This window comes from Nostoc sp. 'Peltigera membranacea cyanobiont' 213 (assembly GCF_002245975.1).
Taxonomy (GTDB): domain Bacteria; phylum Cyanobacteriota; class Cyanobacteriia; order Cyanobacteriales; family Nostocaceae; genus Nostoc.
In genome coordinates this window covers 22,621-41,307 of record NZ_NOLI01000047.1, presented here as the reverse complement: position 1 = coordinate 41,307, position 18,687 = coordinate 22,621, and the positions used below count along the sequence as shown (strand labels likewise).

Genomic DNA, 18,687 nt, shown 5'->3' with positions numbered 1-18,687 from the left:
ACAGTGTACCTCGCACCAATACAAAACATCGATCGCTACCAAAATAAAAATATACTTTATACGTAGATATTTACCAACTACATTAAATTGCAAAAAAACTGCTTTTTGGTAATTGGGAAAAACTTTGAATTTGATATAAATTTTGATATCGCGAAAAAGGGTATTGCCTAATTCCTGTCATGAATCAGTGGTAGAAATTGGGAGTTAGCCAGAATTCTTCCCAATCCCCAATCCCCCATTTTCTCTAAGTCCGCCCGACAAGGCTGGCAACCACTGTCGCCAACTCATCTGCTTCAATAGGTTTGGGTAAATGTAGCTGATAACCTTCTTGTATAGCTCGCATCCGATCCTCTGCCTTGGCATAAGCTGTCAACGCTGCTGCGGGAATATTTCCCCCTAGTTCTGGTGGTTGCGATCGCAGTTTGCGGATTAAAGAATAACCATCCTCATCAGGCATACTGATGTCGCTGACTAAAACATCTGGTTTCCACTGTGCAATTACTTGCAATGCTTCTTGAACTGATGCTACTGCTTTAACTTCGGCTTGGCACTGTTCGAGGACTGTGGTGATAAATTCACGGCTATCAGTTTGGTCATCTACAACCACTACTCGCACGCCAAGAAGGGAGACGAAGGAAAGGGGGGAGGGATACACACGTACAGGAGGAAAAGGGGAAAGAGAGGTACTTTTTAGAAGTGGTAGTTTGACTGTAAACGTCGCTCCTTGCTCTTTACCCGGACTATTTACGTAGACAGTACCGCCGTGTAATTCTACTAAATGATGCACGATCGCTAATCCTAGTCCTAATCCACCATAGGTTCTAGTGCTAGAACTATCAGCTTGACGAAAGCGATCGAAGACGTAAAGGATAAAATCAGGACTGATACCAATGCCTGTGTCAATCACCTGAATTTGGGCATATTTATCTGTTATCTGTTGTTTTTCTTCGCCATTTACCACAGACAATTGCACCTCTACCCGTCCACCAGTGGGTGTAAATTTAATGGCATTGGATAGTAAATTCCAGATTATTTGCTGCAAACGCTCGAAATCACCGGAAACTAAGAATTGGGAATTTTCGCCAAGTTTGCTGTCTTCTGAATCTTGATTGCTTTGGAATTGTGCTTCAGGAAATTCTAGATTTTCCTGATTGATTCCTAATCCCCAATCTGAATTTGGTGTTTCTTTTGAGGAAATAACGGAAAATCTTAAATCGATTTCCTTAGATTGGGCGGCTAGACTAACAGTCTCTAGGCTCGACTCAATCATCGGAACCAAATTACAAGTATGGACATTGAGGCGTAACTTGCCTCTAATCATTCGCGATATATCTAGCAGGTCTTCAATTAGCTGGGTTTGCGCCTTAGCATTGCGCTCAATTGTCTCTGTCGCTCTAGCCATTTGGCTTTCACTAAGCTTGGTTCGTTGCAGAAGTTGCGCCCAGCCCAGAATTGCATTGAGGGGCGATCGCAATTCGTGAGACAATATCCCTAGAAACTCATCCTTCATCCGGTTAGCCTCTTGCAATTGCTCAGTTTGTTTTTGCAAAGAAGCAATTAAACTAGCTCGTTCCATTGCGATCGCTATTTGGTCGCATACTGCTTGCATCATCCCCTTTTGATTTTCGGTGAAGCTTAACCGAGTCCGGCTACCCAAAGAAAGAGTACCTAACAACCGTCCTTGGGCAATCAAGGGATAACTAGAATAAGCAGTAATGCCTAAAGAACGAATCAATTCTGTTTTTGGGTCAGTTGATTGCTGTACATTCTCTAGAGCTATTGCACTACGCTCCTGGGCTACATTACCACAAACCTCTTCACCAAACGCCAACGACTCTATTTCCTTTACCACTTCTGGGGAAATGCCACTGTAAGACTCTAGCCGCAATACCTGGGAATTATCCTCAACCAAATAGTTAAAGTAAACATCTAAACCAATTTGGTCTTTTAGTTTTCGATAGACGCTATCGATTAGTACTAGTGGTTGCTGGCTTGAGAGTAAATCGCTAGCTGTATCAAATAGTAGCTTTAGCCTTTTGTAACCTAACGAGAGCGCTTTTTGTACCTCTTTGAGGTTGCTAATCTCTTGAAATACCAAAATACAGGTTGCTGGATGGCCGTGCATTGCTGGCAAAGTATCAGCAAATATCAGTAGAGAGCGCACACCTGCGGGAGTGTGCCAGTCTACCTCCAAACCATTGAGACGTTCGCCCAGGGCAACCCGCACTCCTGGCATTTGTTCATTGGGAATGCGATCGCCTGCCGCATCTGTATAGTGGTAAACTGTGTGATAATCTTTTGCTGCTACACCTTTAGGAAATTCGCCCCCAGCTAATTCATTAGCAGAGCGATTGGCAAAAGTTACCCGCGCCGTTCCTGGTTCAATAAACAGCAAGGGTCTTGGCATCAGATTTAGTACGTCCTCCAGCCATTTTTGCTGATTTATAAGTACTTCTTCTGCCTGTTTGCGCTCCGTAATATCTAAAAATGCACCAACGCTTCCTCTAGTTTTACCCTCTTCGTCAAATAGGGGTGCAACGGATTCCAGCAGGTTGACAATTTTTCCATTTTCATGGACTATATCAAGTTCGCAACCTAGAACTTCGACACCATGAGCAGCAGAGTATTGCATTGGGAGTTCTTCTGCTGAAAGTTCCCTTCCCTCTTTGTAGACTTTAAAGCTTGTGGATTTTTGGTCGCTAGGAACGTTGAGGGAGCCATTAGTATCTAACGATATCCCCAACTGCTTGGCAAAAGCAGGGTTCACCTTGATATTTTGGCATTGTGGATCTTCAGCAATGCCAATTCCAATGGGAATTACCTCTAACAAAGTTTGTAACTCAGTAATGCGGCGCTGTAGATCCTTATTTAATTGTAAGATTTTTTCCTTGGCCTGCTTTTGCTCGCTGATATTGCGAGTCACAGTTGCTAAGGCAATTGGCTGACCGGTGTTGTTATCTGTAACAGTGAAGATATTGTAATCAACTGGTATTGGTTGACCTGTTTGGAGGTGTCGGAAGCAGAATTCTCCCTGCCAGCGCCCTTGTAATAGCACATTTGGCAGTATATATTCTTGAAAATAGGCTTTGTCTTTGGGCATGAAGTAATCTAATACTACTTTTTGCCTTACTTCGTCAATGCTAGCAAGCCCTACCAGCTTTTGACCTGCATCATTTATATAGAGTAATTGACCCTTAAGGGTAGCGATACCGATAAAGTCAGAACTATTTTCTACCAGCGATACTAATTTTTGTTGCTCTGCTTCTGCAAACTTGCGTTCCCTTAAATCGAGGATAAACGCTACTGACTCTTCCCGGTTTTCTCCAAGCAGCACATAACCAACTAAAACTGGGATACGGCTACCATCCTTGCGAATATATTCTTTCTCGTAGGGCGTACAAGTAGCGTTAGTATTTCCTTGTGCTTCAGCGACACCTTGCAGATCCAAATATAGATACTCTGGTGGTGTGATATTGCTCCAACTTAATCTACCCTCTGACAAATCCTCCTGCGTGTAACCAATCATCCTCAAGAATTCATCGTTTGCCTCCTGGATACCACCATACACATCACCAAACAGAATACCAATGACGTTAGAATCTACAAAACTCGCCAGTTTATCCTGGTAAGTTCTCAGTGCTTTCTGAGCAAGATCGCGTTGATGGCTGAGGCGTTCAATAACTGCCGCACTTTGCCAAATCAAAATAGTAAAAATTACAATCAGGACGATCGCAAACACCGATACTGCAAAAGCCGGATCGTATTGTCCTGCGCGTTGACCTTCAACAATTACCCACCCCAATATAAAAGGTACTGCGATCGCGGCAATTAATAAACGACGTGCAAGTAAGCCACCATAAGTATCACTTGTAACTACCCTCATTAACCCCTGTTCTGACCGTGCCCACAAAATGCCCATACTTAGTAAGCTGAACAACACCGCCGTATGTAAAGCCATAGATGTTGTATAAGGGGCAAGTCCGTAGAGAACTTTCACTTTGTAGGCATAGCCCATGAGTGCCTGAAAGGAAATCAAAGTAGCGATTAGAGCAATAATCTGAGCATACCAATAACTACGGTGGTTTTTTGGATTAATCAGAATCTGTAGGGCGACGCTAATCAGGATAAAGTTGACTGCTGTGTTCACCCCCATTCGCCCCGGATGTGATGTCGCTATTGTAGTTGGCGAATCACTAAATACCAGTTCGTCAATGCCAAAATTCCAGCCAAATAAATATTGACAGAGTGTGAGTGTCGCAATTGTGGTAATCGATATTGCACAGAAATTAGAAATTCGCAGAGTAGGAAAGAGCAATCTTTGGGGATAATTTTGAACTGTTCTGTTCCCCTTCCTTGTTGCTTCCTGCTCCCTACCTCCTGTTTTTGAACATAGCCATAGCGATATACCACACAGCACAAAACACAGCGCTGTGTTGACTTTCATTGTGGCAGGACTCCCAGGAAAGCCGCGCTTAAGAACTTCAATGCCGAGACACCAGCCAACTAGTACCAAGCTGCCAACAAAAACAGCGATCGCACTTGCGACTTTTGCCACAAGTAAATTTGCAGGGATTTTTATATCTTGCAGCCGCAAGCGGTTAACATTTAACATTTAGTGTTCTCTAACCGCATCTATCTAGCGTGGTAAACTTCCGTATTTCTTACGGTTTAATCATTTAGACCCTTTGTATTTTAGGCTACCCCTTGACTTACTTTTCATCTACCCAGATGCATATTTTTTCTTGCGTAATTTAGAGTAGGAAATAATCAGGGCTGAAAAAACCACCTTTGTGACTATTTCAAAATTGCAGAGGATATCGGCTCGATCGGCCAGCGATCGCCCCATTACAAACATCCAGTGCGATTCTTTCTGCTGGTACACGAGCAAGAATGTGAATTGAAACTTGATAAGCTTGCTCAAAAATGGCGGGGTATAATTTTTTTAGAAATTTTATATTTGCCTGGATTTATGATTACAAATATATTTAGTTCTAAACTGTTTTTTTACTATAAATATTTGACTGAATCAACCACAATTAAGTTTATTTCTATATCTAATATTATGGATATATGTCATTTAAAAATAATTGGATACATGTATATAATAGGAAGCTAAAATACACATATTAAATTATTTTTAACAAGAGTTTCAAGACATATCAAAACACAATACTGAAAGAGTTACTCCCTTTTTAAGTACAGCAAAACGGCGTAGTTCGATAAAATTTGTAGCTTACTGAGATGAAAACTGTACGCCACACAAACATTCTGCAATCTGTAGCCACTTCAACTGTACCCTTACCTAAAATTCCTCAAAAAACCTGGAATAGTCAGTGTTATGGTTCGCAGTTTGATACGCAGAGACAGGTAATCAACAACCCAGCAATTTATGAGGTAAAAAGTAGAGGCCATAGCTTTAGCCTGACTCAAAACAACTACTTGAATTTCCATATTTTGAGACCAATGAGAGGTCAAATATTCACAAATATTTTGTTGAGTGGGCAAACAGCCCGCTTTTGTATTATTAATCTCGTAAATATACGGGAACTTCTTGTTTTGGATTATGGTCACTTTATGTCACCTTGAATAGCGAGGAGGCTCCGACTATAACCACTTAAGCTTAAGCGATGTCTGATTTAGGCATTGCAGCTCTCAATGTCTAAATTTAACTGACTCTAACTCTTCCACAAGTCGCCGTTTGCATCTAAAGGTACGGATAGTTACTTTATCCGTTACCAGTTTTCCCTAGATTGTCTTTATATATACAACAATTATACTTTGCTAGTCAGATTAACGCAGACTTAGAAGACTTTCAAATTCCTAAAATGGATGTTTGCTTGTGGAAAGAAATCGCTGTAATCGACCGAATATTAGCATAATTATCTGTATATACGCTATAAATTCATGAAAGCTATATCAAACGACACCTGACAAATTTTTGCAGCCAAAAGCCTATATACTAGATTAGACTTTGATAAATTTGAGAGTTTTGTTAATTGCAACACCAAAAACGATTAATTTTTAGATGAAATACTAGCGTATCTTATAGTCTATAGTTTTTAAGGTTTAGTCAAAACTATATCCAGTATCATCAAAAAACTGCAAACTTCATGTGGTGCAAAAATCAAGCGGGGAGTGAAAACATGAATTTACGTAGAGATGCATTGCAAATCCTCCAAGAAACTAGCCGAACTTTTTATATCCCAATTAATCTTTTACCGCCAGGATTACAAGAAGCAGTAGCATCGGCATATTTGTGTATGCGGGCCATTGATGAAATTGAAGATCATCCCGGACTAGATAATGCTACTAAAGCAAAGCTGTTAAGAACCATTAGTCTGACATTACAGGCAGGCGTTGATGGCTTCGCACTAGATGCTTTCTTTGAAGGATTTAATGGCTATGAGAATACCCTAGAAGAAGTCACTCTGAGAATTAGAGAATGGTCACTGCTAGCACCAGAAACCATTGCACCTCGAATTTGGGATGCCACTGCTGCAATGGCAGACCGTATGGCTTCTTGGGCAGAAATAAACTGGAAAATTTACACAGAGTCTGATTTGGATCGTTATACCTTTGGGGTTGCAGGTGCAGTGGGATTATTACTTTCGGACTTATGGACTTGGTACGATGGAACGCAAACTAACCGTACTCAGGCCATTGGGTTTGGTCGAGGTTTACAAGCAGTAAATATCCTACGTAACCATACTGAAGATTTGGGGCGTGGGGTAGACTTCTTCCCAGAAGGTTGGAATGCAGAAAATATGCAAGAGTATGCGCGGCGCAATCTAGCCTTAGCTGAAGCTTATACCAAAGACCTTCCTACGGGCCCAGCCTTAGATTTTTGCCAAATTCCCTTAACCTTAGCTAATGGCACTCTTGACGCTCTTGCTAATGGTAAAGAGAAACTAAGCCGTAGTGATGTTTTTGCACTTATCGAACAGCTGATTAGTGTGAATATGAAAGCCAGCTAATAGTCTCTTAAGCACTCATGGAGACAATTCTAAATTGCCTCCAAATTTATGCATCCAAAATCTTACAGCGATTTTTTGTAAGGGAGCCAGTGTTGTATTCTCCCAACGCGTAGCGTCTCGTAGAGAAAGGGAGACGCTAAAAGCGTTAGCAAGTCTGTAAATGTCTGGGATCTCTCAAAATGAATGAATTGGGGTGTCATCGCCAAGTATGGCGACTGGCATTGGTGATTGCCCTAATACTAGTTTTGGATTTTGGAATAAAAACTTTAGATCGAACACTAGTTATTGTTAAGTATAAAAAAATATTGTGTTGTGGCAAACTATTTACGTAATCCCAGCTAGACTTTAGGAACTCTTCAAAGGATTTCCAGCAGAAATTACCTGGCAACAGTTGATTAATATCTAAATAATTGAGAGAGAGTGTAATGCTCCCCGTGATTATTCGTGCAGCGAGTTGACAGTGCATGAGCTACTGCTTAAATCCTATCTGTCCCAATCCAGAAAATTTGGTAAATAGCCAAAGGTGTCAGTCTTGTGGCTCGCAACTACTGTTGCGCGATCGCTATCAGGTGATCGAACCATTAGGTCAAGGTGGCTTTGGAGCAACCTTCTTAGCCAACGATCGAGGCTTACCAGGAGAACCGAGTTGCGTAATCAAACAATTACGCCCATCAGGAAGCGCCCCACACGTTTTAAAGATGGCCAGAGAACTCTTTGAACGAGAAGCCAAAACTCTAGGTAAAATTGGCAATCATCCCCAAGTACCAAGATTGTTAGACTATTTTGAAAATAATGAACAATTTTATTTAGTTCAAGAATACATCAGTGGTGATACCTTACAGGAGGAAGTCAAACTTAACGGCATCTTGAGCGAAACTGGAGTCAAGCAATTTTTGAGCGAAGTTTTGCCACTGCTCCAATATATCCACGAGCAAAAGGTGATTCACCGTGATATCAAACCAGCCAACTTAATTCGCCGCAGTCAAGATGCCAGAATGGTACTCATCGACTTTGGTGCCGTCAAAGACCAAATCAGCCAAGGTGCGACAAGTCCATCAGGACACACAGCATTAACTGCTTATGCCATTGGTACTCCTGGTTTTGCGCCTCCAGAGCAAATGGCTATGCGTCCAGTCTACGCCAGTGATATTTATGCACTGGGGGTGACATGCATTTATTTACTCACTAGCAAAACTCCTAAAGATTTAGATTACAATCCCAACACTGGCGAGATGATGTGGGAGCAACTTGTGCAAGTGAGCGATCACTTGAGCAATGTATTGCGAAAAATGTTAGACGTGTCTGTACGTAATCGCTATCAGTCGGCGGCAGATGTTCTTAGAGCCTTGGAAATAGAACCATACTTAGAAAGTTTAGCAAAGGGTTTACTAATTAAATCAGATACTGGATCTAAAGAGCGAACACACAACCATTTACAAAATTCTGCTGTTTTATGCAACAACTCTTCTGTCGCTGTCACCAGTTCAGGTGTGGCACAGGTAGCAGCAGCAATTCGTGCCAGACGAGCTAAGGCAACAGAAGCGGCTGGATTACACCAGGGTTCTGGGATGGGCAAATCAACAACTTTAGCTAACAGCAACAGTAATGGTTCGCATGGTCAAACTTCTAAAGTTGAGCGTAAGTTAGATACCCAAGGTTTGTTAACCGCCTACCAGAAGGGAAGACGAGATTTTGCTCTCCACAATTTAAATTTGCTGAACCTGCAAGGTGCTGACTTATCAGGAACAAATTTCCATTCCACTCAATTCCAAAAAACCAATCTCCAGGGAGCTAATCTTCACAATAGTGACTTTGGCAGAGCCAGTCTCACTAGAGCAAATCTTAAGGATGCTAATTTGAGCAAAGCATACTTTAATCATGCTGATTTAGAAGGTGCAGACCTGCGAGGTGCAGACCTCAGTAATGCTTATCTCAGCAATGCCAACCTCAGAGGAGCTAATTTGTGTGGTGCTAATCTCACCAGTGCCAAAATTTCCGATGAGCAGCTAGCACTAGCAAAAACAAACTGGATGACTATTCGCCCCAATGGTAAACGGGGTTTATTATAAGTTGAAAATTGAGATTTTTGAGCCAGAGCAAGCAACTGGCTCTCAGACTAATTCTCAGACTAATTCTCTACTTTTTAAGGAGGTTTGGGAGGATAAAGTCTTAGAGGATGTTTTAAAAGTCTTATTGTAAGTATCAAAACGTTCTAGATCCCCCTAAATCCACGCCACTTGCTTCACTTGGGGAGACCCCAAGACCGCAGTGGCTCCCCTTCAAAAGGGGGACTTTGATTCTGGTTCCCCCCTTTTGAAGGGGGGTTAGAGGGGATCGACAAGTGCCTAAAATCACAGCTAAATACTTTTAAAACATCCTCTTAAATTGAACTGTGTTGTTTTATAAAACTCATAAAGCTGTGATTTTCTTATTAGCTTGACAAATCAGTCCTTATTCTTCTCGATAAAACTTAGAGTTATTCGGAATTGACCAAATAAATATGATATGGCAATCGTATTTGATTTGTGAGAATTTACAATCCCAGACCCTCGATTTCGTAAAAGTTGTCGGGGATATTCTTTATCAAGAATGGTTCAGGATTGTTATGGTTGAGTCGAACCATAGCCATCGCTCTTGTAAATATTAATAAATATCCAACTATTTAGCAAAAATACGCAGATGCTTGGCAACTCTTAATAAATTCTTTATGATTATTATCTGTTACAAATAACAAATAGTTATTTACAATAAAGCATCACAATCATTGTTCATAGATATTTCCATGCTTTTGATTGCTATTAACAACAGGGTATCTCGTACTTAAAAGCTGTAGAATCTAAAGCTCTAAAGCAACTCAAGTTTTCAGATTACACGAGAAGTGAAAAATTAATTAATTAATTATCCCTGATTATAGGCTGAAGCAGAATATTTACAACCGAAATCAGGTAATACAAGGTTTAGGTATCATGATTGACTTTGCACAAACGGAAATAGAACGGAGATTAACTTTATATCAGGTATTTCTCAAGTTGTATGAACACCACAGCAGTCTTCTAGATGAAATTCTTCAGCTAGAAAACCTATCTCAACCGTCGTTGAGGAAAATGAAGGTATGTTACGTACATGGTGTAGTGGATACTGCTGCTGTTTATTTGATGACTAACTTATGCGACAATCATACTCAAAGTTTACGACAGCCACAGCAGATATGGACAATAGGTCGTAATCGCAATAGTGGTATTTGCATTGCTGATAATTATATGTCTCGTCGCCACGCGGCTATTCAATATATTGACGATCGAGGCTTCTACTTTATAGACTTCAACAGTACCAATGGCTCCTTTGTGAATGGCGATCGCGCTTTTGGGCCGATCGAGCTCAAAGATGGCGATCGCATCCGTGTAGGCAACATGACTTTTGATTTTTTTATGAATTCTACTCACCGTATTTTGCCAGGTGTAGCAATGGAGTTATTAATGCAACTGGTGCAGAAAAAGAAGGAACAATTAGAAATACTTACTTTATCTCCTGACAGACAAATATCTATACCTGAAAAAGCAGATCAAAATTTAGATGTTTCCAGAAAATCCCCACTATTTGAGAAGTTTAAACATGACTATAACAACTTTAGTTCAGAACAGAAATCAGAAATTTTAGACCGTTTTTTTAGCAGACAAATACTATAATATCCCAGCTAAAAAATTAGAAATTATAGCAATTTTTAATTGCGTGAAGGATATACAATTTGTAGGGACACAAGAATATTGTGCCCTAGTTTTACATTTTTAGATGATTGCAACCATAAACGTAATAAAAATGATTGCTCGTCATGGAGAGCAATCATTTCGTTAGGCTTGCTGTACATCAATAACTTGCAAAAGGTGGGTTAGCTGTCTTTATAACCCACTAAATATTCAAAATTGCAGATTAATAAATTCACATCCCTTATTCTTCTGGCTCTAAGTCGCCTTCTTCCTCTTCATCTTCTTCACTGGCTTTCGCTACGGAATTAGCAGAAACAACAGCGCCTTTATCTAGCTTTTCACGCACTAGTTTCTTAATTTCCTCAGCAAATTCAGGTTTTTCTTCTAGATACTTAATGGCGTTGTCTCGTCCTTGAGAGATGTTATCGCCGTTATAACTATACCAAGCTCCTTTGCGGACAATAATGGAAGTTTCTTCTGCCAAGTCTACAATACAACCCAAGGTAGAAATTCCTTTACCAAAAATAATGTCAAATTCCGCAATCCTAAAAGGTGGCGCTACTTTGTTTTTGGCTACTTTGACTTTAACGCGATTACCAAATTCATCTGTACCTTTTTTCAAGGTTTGAATCCGGCGAATATCCAAGCGCACCGAAGCGTAAAATTTCAATGCGTTACCGCCAGTTGTGGTTTCTGGGCTACCGTAAGTAACACCGATTTTTTGCCGCAACTGGTTAATGAAAATTACTGTACAACCAGATTTACCAATGTTACCCGTTATTTTACGTAGAGCTTGGCTCATTAACCGCGCTTGTAAACCAACGTGAATATCACCCATATCGCCTTCAATTTCAGCGCGGGGAACTAGTGCTGCTACTGAGTCAATGACTACAATATCAACCGCAGCAGAGCGAACAAGCTGATCGACAATTTCCAAAGCTGATTCGCCAGTGTCAGGTTGGGAAATCAGCAAATTGTCAATATCTACACCCAATGCCGCAGCATAAGTGGGATCGAGAGCGTGTTCAGCATCAACAAAAGCAGCAATACCGCCATTTCTTTGCACTTCGGCGAGGGCATGTAAAGCTACCGTAGTCTTACCAGAACTTTCTGGGCCATAAATTTCAATTACCCGCCCCTTGGGTAAACCACCGCCCAATGCTAAATCTAGAGTCAGCGCTCCACTGGAAATTGTTTCCACCCGCATCCGGGTAGCATCACCCAGGCGCATGATTGCTCCTTTACCAAAGCTGCGCTCAATCTGGTTTAGCACCATAGTCAGCGCTTTTTGCTTGCCGGAAGTATCGGTGTTGATAGCCATTTCTGCCTCTAATGCCTCTAAATATATGGTTTTAAGGAGTGTTGTTTGGGAGTTTGAGTAGAACAGATATACTATTTTAACCAGAAAATTCTGGAATAGGACTTCTCAAATCAAAAAAAGGGGTGTGACAAGATCGTAACTCGATCGCTACCAGATTAGGGTAGTTTTGCACAATGATACCAACTTGCATTCAGAGATAGCTTTTTTTAGCTGGGTAAGCAAGGGATTTTCAAAGAAAAACTATCTAAATAACACTGTCAGTAGAACCTTCTTTGTGAAGATTTGCAAAGGTAGCTAAATTAGGAGCGATCGCTAGCAGGGTAAAGGCACAGGAGTTATTACCTCATACTGGATAAGGATGACCTCTAAAACGCCCAAACTCTTGGTATTATACGTTTATGTAGCGACGATTTATAGTAAATATGTATACTTAGTTACATAGTTCAGTTGCTCTCATACATCTGTTTATGCTTGGCTAAAAGCTCTTGGTATTTCTTATTTGTCTTTGCTTGTATCCACTTGGCTTTAAATATTGCTGCTGATTCCGCTTTAACTTGGTCTACTTCGTATGGAAGAATTTCTTTTTTGTCACCGCAAGTTTCGGAATTTTGTTTATACTTTCTGCCGCTTTTATGATTAGCATAACGGCGGGAGCGAGTATAACCCATTTGGATAAACTTTCGTGCCATATCTGCGCCGACAAAATCATCTTGTTCTAGATAATCAAGAAACATATCGTATATTTTTGCACTCGATTCTCTAGCAATATCAGGAGTTTTAAAGCGCCAGTAGGGAAGAATTTCTGATTTATATGGTTCAACCAAAAGTACACCCTGCTCACCCTTGCCAACACGATAGAACTCACGATGTTGGCGAAAATCAATATTTTTAAAGTCTAAAGAATAATCAAATGGCATGATAGATTTTTATTAGGAATAGTAAACTTAAAATCAAAAGTTCAGCTTCTATCTAAAGTATTGAGATTTTGTTCCACTATGCTATCTAGCACCCAATCTGCGAACAGTGTACTTGCGCCAGGAAATCTGCGTAAAGTGCATCACATTGCCCTCAACGTCCAAAATATGCAAGCTTCCCGCTACTTTTATGGCACAATTTTGGGTTTGCACGAACTCACAGGCGACGAAGTACCCGCAACCCTGGCGGAACTTGTTGCATTAGGGAAAGTAGCCAACTTCATCACCCCAGATGGGATGATACTCGATTTATTTGGGGAACCAGAATTATCACCACCAGATCCCAATCCAGAGAAGACATTCACCAGAGCCTACCATCTGGCTTTTGATATCGATCCGCAGTTATTCGATCGCGCGGTGGCAGTCATCGGGGAAAATAAAATAGCGATCGCACATGGTCCAATTACGCGCCCTACTGGTAGAGGTGTGTATTTTTACGATCCAGATGGCTTTATGATTGAAATTCGTTGCGATCCAGAAGCTAGTTAACTTAGGACTAATAACAAAAATCTCTACTATGACTGCAAAACTTACACAAATCTTTAAAGTAATTGAAGACGCGATCGCAAAACCGCCAATTCCACACGAACCATACAAGCAATCATTGAAAGCCTGGGCGATGTATTGTTTGCGAGAAAAAGGTTTTATAGTCGTTTATGCTCAAAATGCCGACTTTGCTATTGAAAGAAAGCGCGAAGAAAAGCTATATTTTAAAGTTTCAAATAGCCCCGATGATTTAGATAATTCTCTTAGCTGGATTGTTTGGGATAGTACAACCAAAAACGCCAGTCTCATTCCCCAAAAAATCGACTGATGTCAGTAATCCATTATTGACTGCAACTTTTTCAATAATTCTTCTGGTCGAATTAAGTAGGCATGCACAAATAAATATAACTATGTAACGAAAAGTAAAAGCGGTGAAAACCTTGTGATTGCTTCACTCCACTTCGTTGCGTTCGCAATGACATAGTTATAAATTTTCTCACCCACCTACTTAAGCTTTAGATAGTTTATATTCATCGATACGTTTTTTCGTTGCTTCTTAATCTTGGTTGTGAACAAGAGGAATTTAGACGTGTTTGGCATAATTTTATTTGTCATGTATTTGTGCAACTATCTTCATTCACCAGATAATTTCTGAACAAATATTTGATGTTCTGGCGAATTTAATCCCAACTGCAATACAGCTAATACTTGCTGCATATTCCCAGCAAGTAAATCTGACATTGACAACCACAAACCAGGAAATACTTGACTTTTGATAATTCCATCTGCATCCACTTCTAAGGAAACATATTCTCCTTGTTGCAGGCGAAACCAATCTAATTTATTTTCAAATATTTGCCAAATAATGTATTCTTTTGCCCCATTCCGACCATAGACTTTTTTCTTGTCATGTAAATCAATAGCAACACTGCTAGCTGCTATCTCTATTACGAGTTCTGGCGCACCTTCGATGTAATCATCATCACTCAAACGAGATTGTCCTTGAGATGTTGGCGTTATTAATAGCACTCCATCAGGTTGTGGTTCATTGTCTCGATCTAAGCGGACTGTTGGCTCAATTCCCAATCTCACACCAGGGGTTGATACTTCATAAACTCCTAACCAAGTGATTGTATGGCCATGTGGTTCAGCATGGCTTTCAAAGCGTAATGGGGATGCCAAGTATACAACTCCTTCAATTAATTCTGCCTTTTGATGACGGGGCATTGCTTGATAGCGGCGTTCAAATTCGTAGCGAGTGAGGCGATCTCCATTTTCTAAAGGAGGAATTCGTTGTTTGAGTGATAGCTTGACCATGATTTTCGTCTCTGGCAAAGAGTTTTACTTTATTATGGCTTGGGACATATTTTTCTTGTGATGTACCGTCCAAGCCTCATCTGGTCAAAACATCGCTAGAATCAGGTTTCTCAAATATCATTAAATGCTGTCGAGGTAATAAGTTTTTAGTTTCGCGCCAAACCAAACCAACAGCTTGCATTTCTTTACGGACTTGCTTTTGAGTCATTTTGTGCAAACCTTTAATCATAATAAAAGGATTTTCACCCCGGTACTCAACCAGCACTACCTTACCACCAGGTTTAAGTGCTTTCACAATTCCTTGCATCACTTCTTGCGGATACTCAAGTTCATGGTAAGCATCTACCATCAAAGCCAAATCGACACTTTCACATGGTAAGTTGGGGTTACTAAGGGTTGCCAAAACAGGATCGACATTGGTGATATTTTTCTCTTTTTTAAACAACTCAATTATTTCCAACATTTCTGGCTGAACATCCACAGCCAAAACCTTTCCATCTGTTAATAACGGGGCGATGCGAAAGCTTAAATAACCTGTACCAGCACCAATATCTGCCACTACATTGTTAGATTGAAGGTTAAGGAGGCTAACTATTTTACTTGGCTGTTCCTCCACCTCTCGGCTTTGTCGTTCTAGCCAGCCAGCGCCTGTGTATCCCATAACTTTAGCGATTTCCCGTCCCATGTAATATTTGCCGATACCATCTGGACTATGGATAATACGCTGTTCGTAAACTGCGTAGGCGTAGCCCGTCGTAGACATCGCACCAGTCGCGGCTTGTGCTGTCAGGGTTGGATTCAGCAGCCAGCAACTCAGCATCACAACAAAAGTTACTATAAAGTGGAGAAAATTTGACATTTGGTTATGACTGATCTGGATAGCTATAAACAGCAACTAAGAGAATTTTAAGGATAATGACAGTTTAATCTCATAGGCCGATGTGGAAGTAAACATTTTCAGGATTTACTTGAACAGCCCCTTTAAAAACTTCTAATCCAAGCTTTGGACGCTTATATGCAAAACCTGTCCCTAATGTTAGTGCCTGTACTCGCTGCACAGAAAGTAGCAGGTGACGGTTTAATTAAACCTCTCGGTCATCATGAGTTGCTGTTGGTGCTAGTACAACTGTCACTATTGCTTCTGGTAGCGCGGGGATTAGGTGAGTTGATGCGCCGGATTAACCTCCCACCTGTCGTTGGGGAATTACTGGCGGGTGTGTTGCTGGGCCCTTCTCTATTTGGTTTACTCCTTCCAGATTTACAGGCGCTGATCTTTCCCAAAAGTCAAGAACAGTCTAATTTACTTTCGGTGATTTCTTGGTTAGGCGTGTTATTTTTGCTGATTGTAACTGGCTTGGAGACGGATCTAAAGCTGATTCTTCGTAAGGGTAAAACGGCTCTGCTGATTTCACTCGGCGGAATTATTGTTCCGTTTATCACCGGATTTGGACTGGGCTGGCTATTGCCAGATAGTTTTTTAGCCGATCCAGAAAAGCGACTGGTATTCAGTTTATTTATTGCCACAGCAATGAGTATTTCGGCAGTACCAGTGATTGCTAAAGTGCTGATGGACTTAAACCTGATTCGCCGTGACATTGGTCAAGTTACCTTAGCGGCTGGGATGACTGACGACACCATTGGCTGGATTTTACTTTCTGTGGTTTCAGGTCTAGCTAGTAGCGGCAAATTTGACTTTGGGACAATTTTCCACTCCGTAAGTGCAGCTATATTGTTTTTAGCGATCGCTTTCACAATTGGGCGTACCATTGTAGACCAGATTTTGCGGTGGGTTGATGACTACGTTGGCGGTATCTCCGCTAGTATATCGGCTGTGCTAATTCTTTCGCTCTCGGCAGCAGCACTTACCCACGCATTAGGTCTGGAAGCAGCATTAGGTGCTTTTGTGCTGGGAATTCTAGCTGGTCAATCTCGCCGCTTTAGTAATGAAGCTGGACATCTGCTAGAAGTATTCACAGCAGCTTTTCTAGCACCCATTTTTTTTGCTTCAGCTGGCTTGAAAGTTAATCTACTAACTCTGTTAGTACCCCAGACGTTGATATTTGGCTTAATTGTTCTTGTTGTTGCCTGTGTTGGCAAATTTACAGGAGCTTACATTGGTTCTCGTGTCGGCGGCTTGAGTCATTGGGAAGGTTTAGCGATGGGTTCCGGGATGAATGCTCGCGGGGCGATGGAAATTGTCGTTGCTACCATTGGTTTATCTTTGGGAGTGCTGAATCCCCAGATGTACTCGATTATTGTGATGGTGGCGATCGTCACTTCCCTAATGGCTCCACCCCTTTTGCGCTGGTGTTTGTCGAACGTGGTGATGAGTGACGAGGAAGCGCAACGTTTGGAACAAGAAGAACAAGATAGCCGCAGCTTTATTAAACAGATTCAGCGTGTTCTGATACCTACTAGTGGTGGCCCCAACATCCAACTCGCAGCGCAACTAGTTGGTTACATGGCTCACCAAAACTCCATAGAAGTGACATCTCTATATGCCCTGAGTGACAAGCAGCCCCAAAAAAAAGCCCGCCGGACGGCAACCCAGGTTAAAGATACGGCTGCCGAGGAAGCTCTGGCTTCTATCGCTGAGGAAATGCAGCTACCTGCTGATACAACTCTGCAAGCAAAAACGGAGTCTGGGCGTAGTAAAGCAGAAGTAATTCTGAATGAAGCAAACAAAAACTATGACTTGATCGTATTGGGAGCTTCTGAACAGATGCGCCCTCAGAAAAAATTGTTCAATTTGCTTGTAGATCGGGTAGTACAAGAAGCGCCATGTGCAACGATGGTAGTAAAGTCGCATTTACCCCAACCCAAAGGCGAGATATGCAAAATTGCTCAACAAAAGCTGACAAAGATTCTAGTGCCAACGGTGGGGACAGAATATAGCAAAAACGCTGTAGAGATGGCAAGTACGATCGCTGCTCAGACCGGAGCATTAGTAATGATTGTAAACGTGATTAATTTGCCCCAGGTTGAGTATATTCTTTACGAGCAGCGATCGCTAGCTCCAGCAAAGGAAATTGCTCGCGATCTGCTCGAACAGCAAGCAGCAATTGGCCGCAATCTGGATGCTGATGTGAAAACCTATATTCTTCAAGGAAACAGCCCAGAAAAGGAAATTCTCAAGTTTGCCCAAGCCGAGGAAGTTGACCTAATTATTCTAGGGAGTAATATCCGAATGGTTACGGGCCGCGTTTTCTTCGGTCACAGAGTGGATGTAATTCTAAGTAAAGCCCATTGCCCAGTAGCGGTAATTACTGCGCCATAATCGTTCTCAGCTTAGATACATTTTAAGAAAATACATCCTTAGCACATCAGCTTTCTACTGGCACACTTGCCATTCTGGCTTCTGACTCCTGAGTTCTTCTAGCTCAACTACAAATACTCATTTTGTCAGTTTGTCTATTTAAGCTATGTTTGGTAAATAAAATAAGAAGCCTACACAAACGGCTGCTATTCTACACTTGATATAAAGCATTGTGAGTGCGAAAAGACGACTGCCAGAAACCATTGCCCATGTCAGAATCACTCGCCAATCCTGGCAACACGGCTTCCTTGAGGGTGAAGTGAGTGCAGGTGAGTTTGAGTGGCATTTCCAGTGGCATTTTCGCCGAGGAGAACTTGCCGTCAAGCCTTCCCAAGGCCGCGCTTTAATCAAAGAACCCCTTGGTCGATTTTTGGAGCAACAAGATTATCAGCTAGAGCCTGGAGGAGATTATGCTTTTACTATTCGGGCGGAACTCTAGAAGTTATAAGTTATGAGTTAGGAGTTAGGAGTTGTAAAGATATTAATTCCTAACTCACGCCTAATATAAATTAGAAAAAAAGGCAAGAGAAGTAAGAAGATGAAAGTTACCAGCTTTTCAACTCAGACTTCCCCCATGATTAGTATGGACAATTCC

General features: G+C 41.3%; 13 protein-coding genes. 7 read left to right on the top strand and 6 right to left on the bottom strand.

Annotated elements, in window-relative coordinates; genetic code table 11:
* Positions 1–244: 244 nt before the first annotated feature.
* Together CDG77_RS15115 and CDG77_RS36530 are read right to left on the bottom strand one after the other, a co-directional pair.
* Positions 245–4,612, bottom strand: a complete 4,368-nt coding sequence (locus tag CDG77_RS15115) for a PAS domain S-box protein (RefSeq protein ID WP_094330177.1) — start codon at positions 4,610–4,612, stop codon at positions 245–247.
* Between the two features lie 108 nt (positions 4,613–4,720).
* Positions 4,721–4,882 carry a hypothetical protein gene (locus tag CDG77_RS36530; RefSeq protein WP_181154301.1) on the bottom strand — a complete coding sequence of 54 codons (162 nt, stop codon included), beginning with the start codon at positions 4,880–4,882 and terminating at the stop codon, positions 4,721–4,723.
* Between the two features lie 1,261 nt (positions 4,883–6,143).
* On the opposite strand from CDG77_RS36530, the gene CDG77_RS15105 reads away from it, so the two are divergent.
* The 3 genes from CDG77_RS15105 (at position 6,144) to CDG77_RS15090 (ending at position 10,660) form a co-directional block, all read left to right on the top strand.
* Positions 6,144–6,974 (top strand): squalene/phytoene synthase family protein, encoded by an 831-nt coding sequence (locus tag CDG77_RS15105; RefSeq protein ID WP_094330187.1) that lies wholly within the window; start codon positions 6,144–6,146, stop codon positions 6,972–6,974.
* A 464-nt stretch (positions 6,975–7,438) separates the two neighbouring features.
* Entirely contained in the window at positions 7,439–9,043 is a 1,605-nt protein-coding gene (locus CDG77_RS15095; RefSeq protein WP_094330174.1) for a serine/threonine-protein kinase, read from the top strand.
* An 897-nt stretch (positions 9,044–9,940) separates the two neighbouring features.
* Positions 9,941–10,660 carry an FHA domain-containing protein gene (locus tag CDG77_RS15090; RefSeq protein ID WP_181154302.1) on the top strand — a complete coding sequence of 240 codons (720 nt, stop codon included), beginning with the start codon at positions 9,941–9,943 and terminating at the stop codon, positions 10,658–10,660.
* Between the two features lie 259 nt (positions 10,661–10,919).
* Here CDG77_RS15090 and recA read toward each other — a convergent pair whose 3' ends face one another.
* Together recA and CDG77_RS15080 are read right to left on the bottom strand one after the other, a co-directional pair.
* Positions 10,920–11,999 (bottom strand): recombinase RecA, encoded by a 1,080-nt coding sequence (gene recA, locus CDG77_RS15085; RefSeq protein ID WP_094330172.1) that lies wholly within the window; start codon positions 11,997–11,999, stop codon positions 10,920–10,922.
* A gap of 443 nt (positions 12,000–12,442) precedes the next feature.
* Complete coding sequence (locus CDG77_RS15080) at positions 12,443–12,916, bottom strand: DUF4385 domain-containing protein (RefSeq protein WP_094330171.1); 474 nt, start codon at positions 12,914–12,916, stop codon at positions 12,443–12,445.
* A 78-nt stretch (positions 12,917–12,994) separates the two neighbouring features.
* On the opposite strand from CDG77_RS15080, the gene CDG77_RS15075 reads away from it, so the two are divergent.
* The gene (locus tag CDG77_RS15075; RefSeq protein WP_094330170.1) at positions 12,995–13,462 is read left to right on the top strand and encodes a VOC family protein; all 468 of its coding nucleotides are present in this window, start codon (positions 12,995–12,997) and stop codon (positions 13,460–13,462) included.
* Between the two features lie 28 nt (positions 13,463–13,490).
* Positions 13,491–13,787, top strand: coding sequence for a hypothetical protein (locus CDG77_RS15070; RefSeq protein WP_094330169.1), 297 nt, complete (start codon positions 13,491–13,493; stop codon positions 13,785–13,787).
* Between the two features lie 305 nt (positions 13,788–14,092).
* On the opposite strand, the gene CDG77_RS15065 is transcribed toward CDG77_RS15070, so the two are convergent.
* Complete coding sequence (locus CDG77_RS15065; protein WP_094330168.1) at positions 14,093–14,776, bottom strand: Uma2 family endonuclease; 684 nt, start codon at positions 14,774–14,776, stop codon at positions 14,093–14,095.
* 76 nt (positions 14,777–14,852) lie between these two features.
* Positions 14,853–15,596, bottom strand: coding sequence for a class I SAM-dependent methyltransferase (locus CDG77_RS15060; protein WP_442946424.1), 744 nt, complete (start codon positions 15,594–15,596; stop codon positions 14,853–14,855).
* Between the two features lie 195 nt (positions 15,597–15,791).
* Here CDG77_RS15060 and CDG77_RS15055 point away from each other — a divergent pair, with 195 nt between their 5' ends.
* Positions 15,792–18,053, top strand: a complete 2,262-nt coding sequence (locus tag CDG77_RS15055; protein ID WP_094330166.1) for a cation:proton antiporter domain-containing protein — start codon at positions 15,792–15,794, stop codon at positions 18,051–18,053.
* Between the two features lie 208 nt (positions 18,054–18,261).
* Positions 18,262–18,531, top strand: a complete 270-nt coding sequence (locus CDG77_RS15050) for a DUF3146 family protein (RefSeq protein WP_372726526.1) — start codon at positions 18,262–18,264, stop codon at positions 18,529–18,531.
* The last annotated feature ends 156 nt before the right edge of the window (positions 18,532–18,687 follow it).

Excerpts from the sequence above, each read along its gene's own strand:
- CDG77_RS15115 (WP_094330177.1), bottom strand. The coding sequence starts at position 4,612 with ATGTTAAATGTTAACCGCTTGCGGCTGCAAGATATAAAAATCCCTGCA.
- CDG77_RS15105 (WP_094330187.1), top strand. The coding sequence starts at position 6,144 with ATGAATTTACGTAGAGATGCATTGCAAATCCTCCAAGAAACTAGCCGA.
- CDG77_RS15095 (WP_094330174.1), top strand. The coding sequence starts at position 7,439 with ATGAGCTACTGCTTAAATCCTATCTGTCCCAATCCAGAAAATTTGGTA.
- CDG77_RS15090 (WP_181154302.1), top strand. The coding sequence starts at position 9,941 with ATGATTGACTTTGCACAAACGGAAATAGAACGGAGATTAACTTTATAT.
- recA (WP_094330172.1), bottom strand. The coding sequence starts at position 11,999 with ATGGCTATCAACACCGATACTTCCGGCAAGCAAAAAGCGCTGACTATG.
- CDG77_RS15080 (WP_094330171.1), bottom strand. The coding sequence starts at position 12,916 with ATGCCATTTGATTATTCTTTAGACTTTAAAAATATTGATTTTCGCCAA.
- CDG77_RS15075 (WP_094330170.1), top strand. The coding sequence starts at position 12,995 with ATGCTATCTAGCACCCAATCTGCGAACAGTGTACTTGCGCCAGGAAAT.
- CDG77_RS15070 (WP_094330169.1), top strand. The coding sequence starts at position 13,491 with ATGACTGCAAAACTTACACAAATCTTTAAAGTAATTGAAGACGCGATC.
- CDG77_RS15065 (WP_094330168.1), bottom strand. The coding sequence starts at position 14,776 with ATGGTCAAGCTATCACTCAAACAACGAATTCCTCCTTTAGAAAATGGA.
- CDG77_RS15060 (WP_442946424.1), bottom strand. The coding sequence starts at position 15,596 with ATGCTGAGTTGCTGGCTGCTGAATCCAACCCTGACAGCACAAGCCGCG.
- CDG77_RS15055 (WP_094330166.1), top strand. The coding sequence starts at position 15,792 with ATGCAAAACCTGTCCCTAATGTTAGTGCCTGTACTCGCTGCACAGAAA.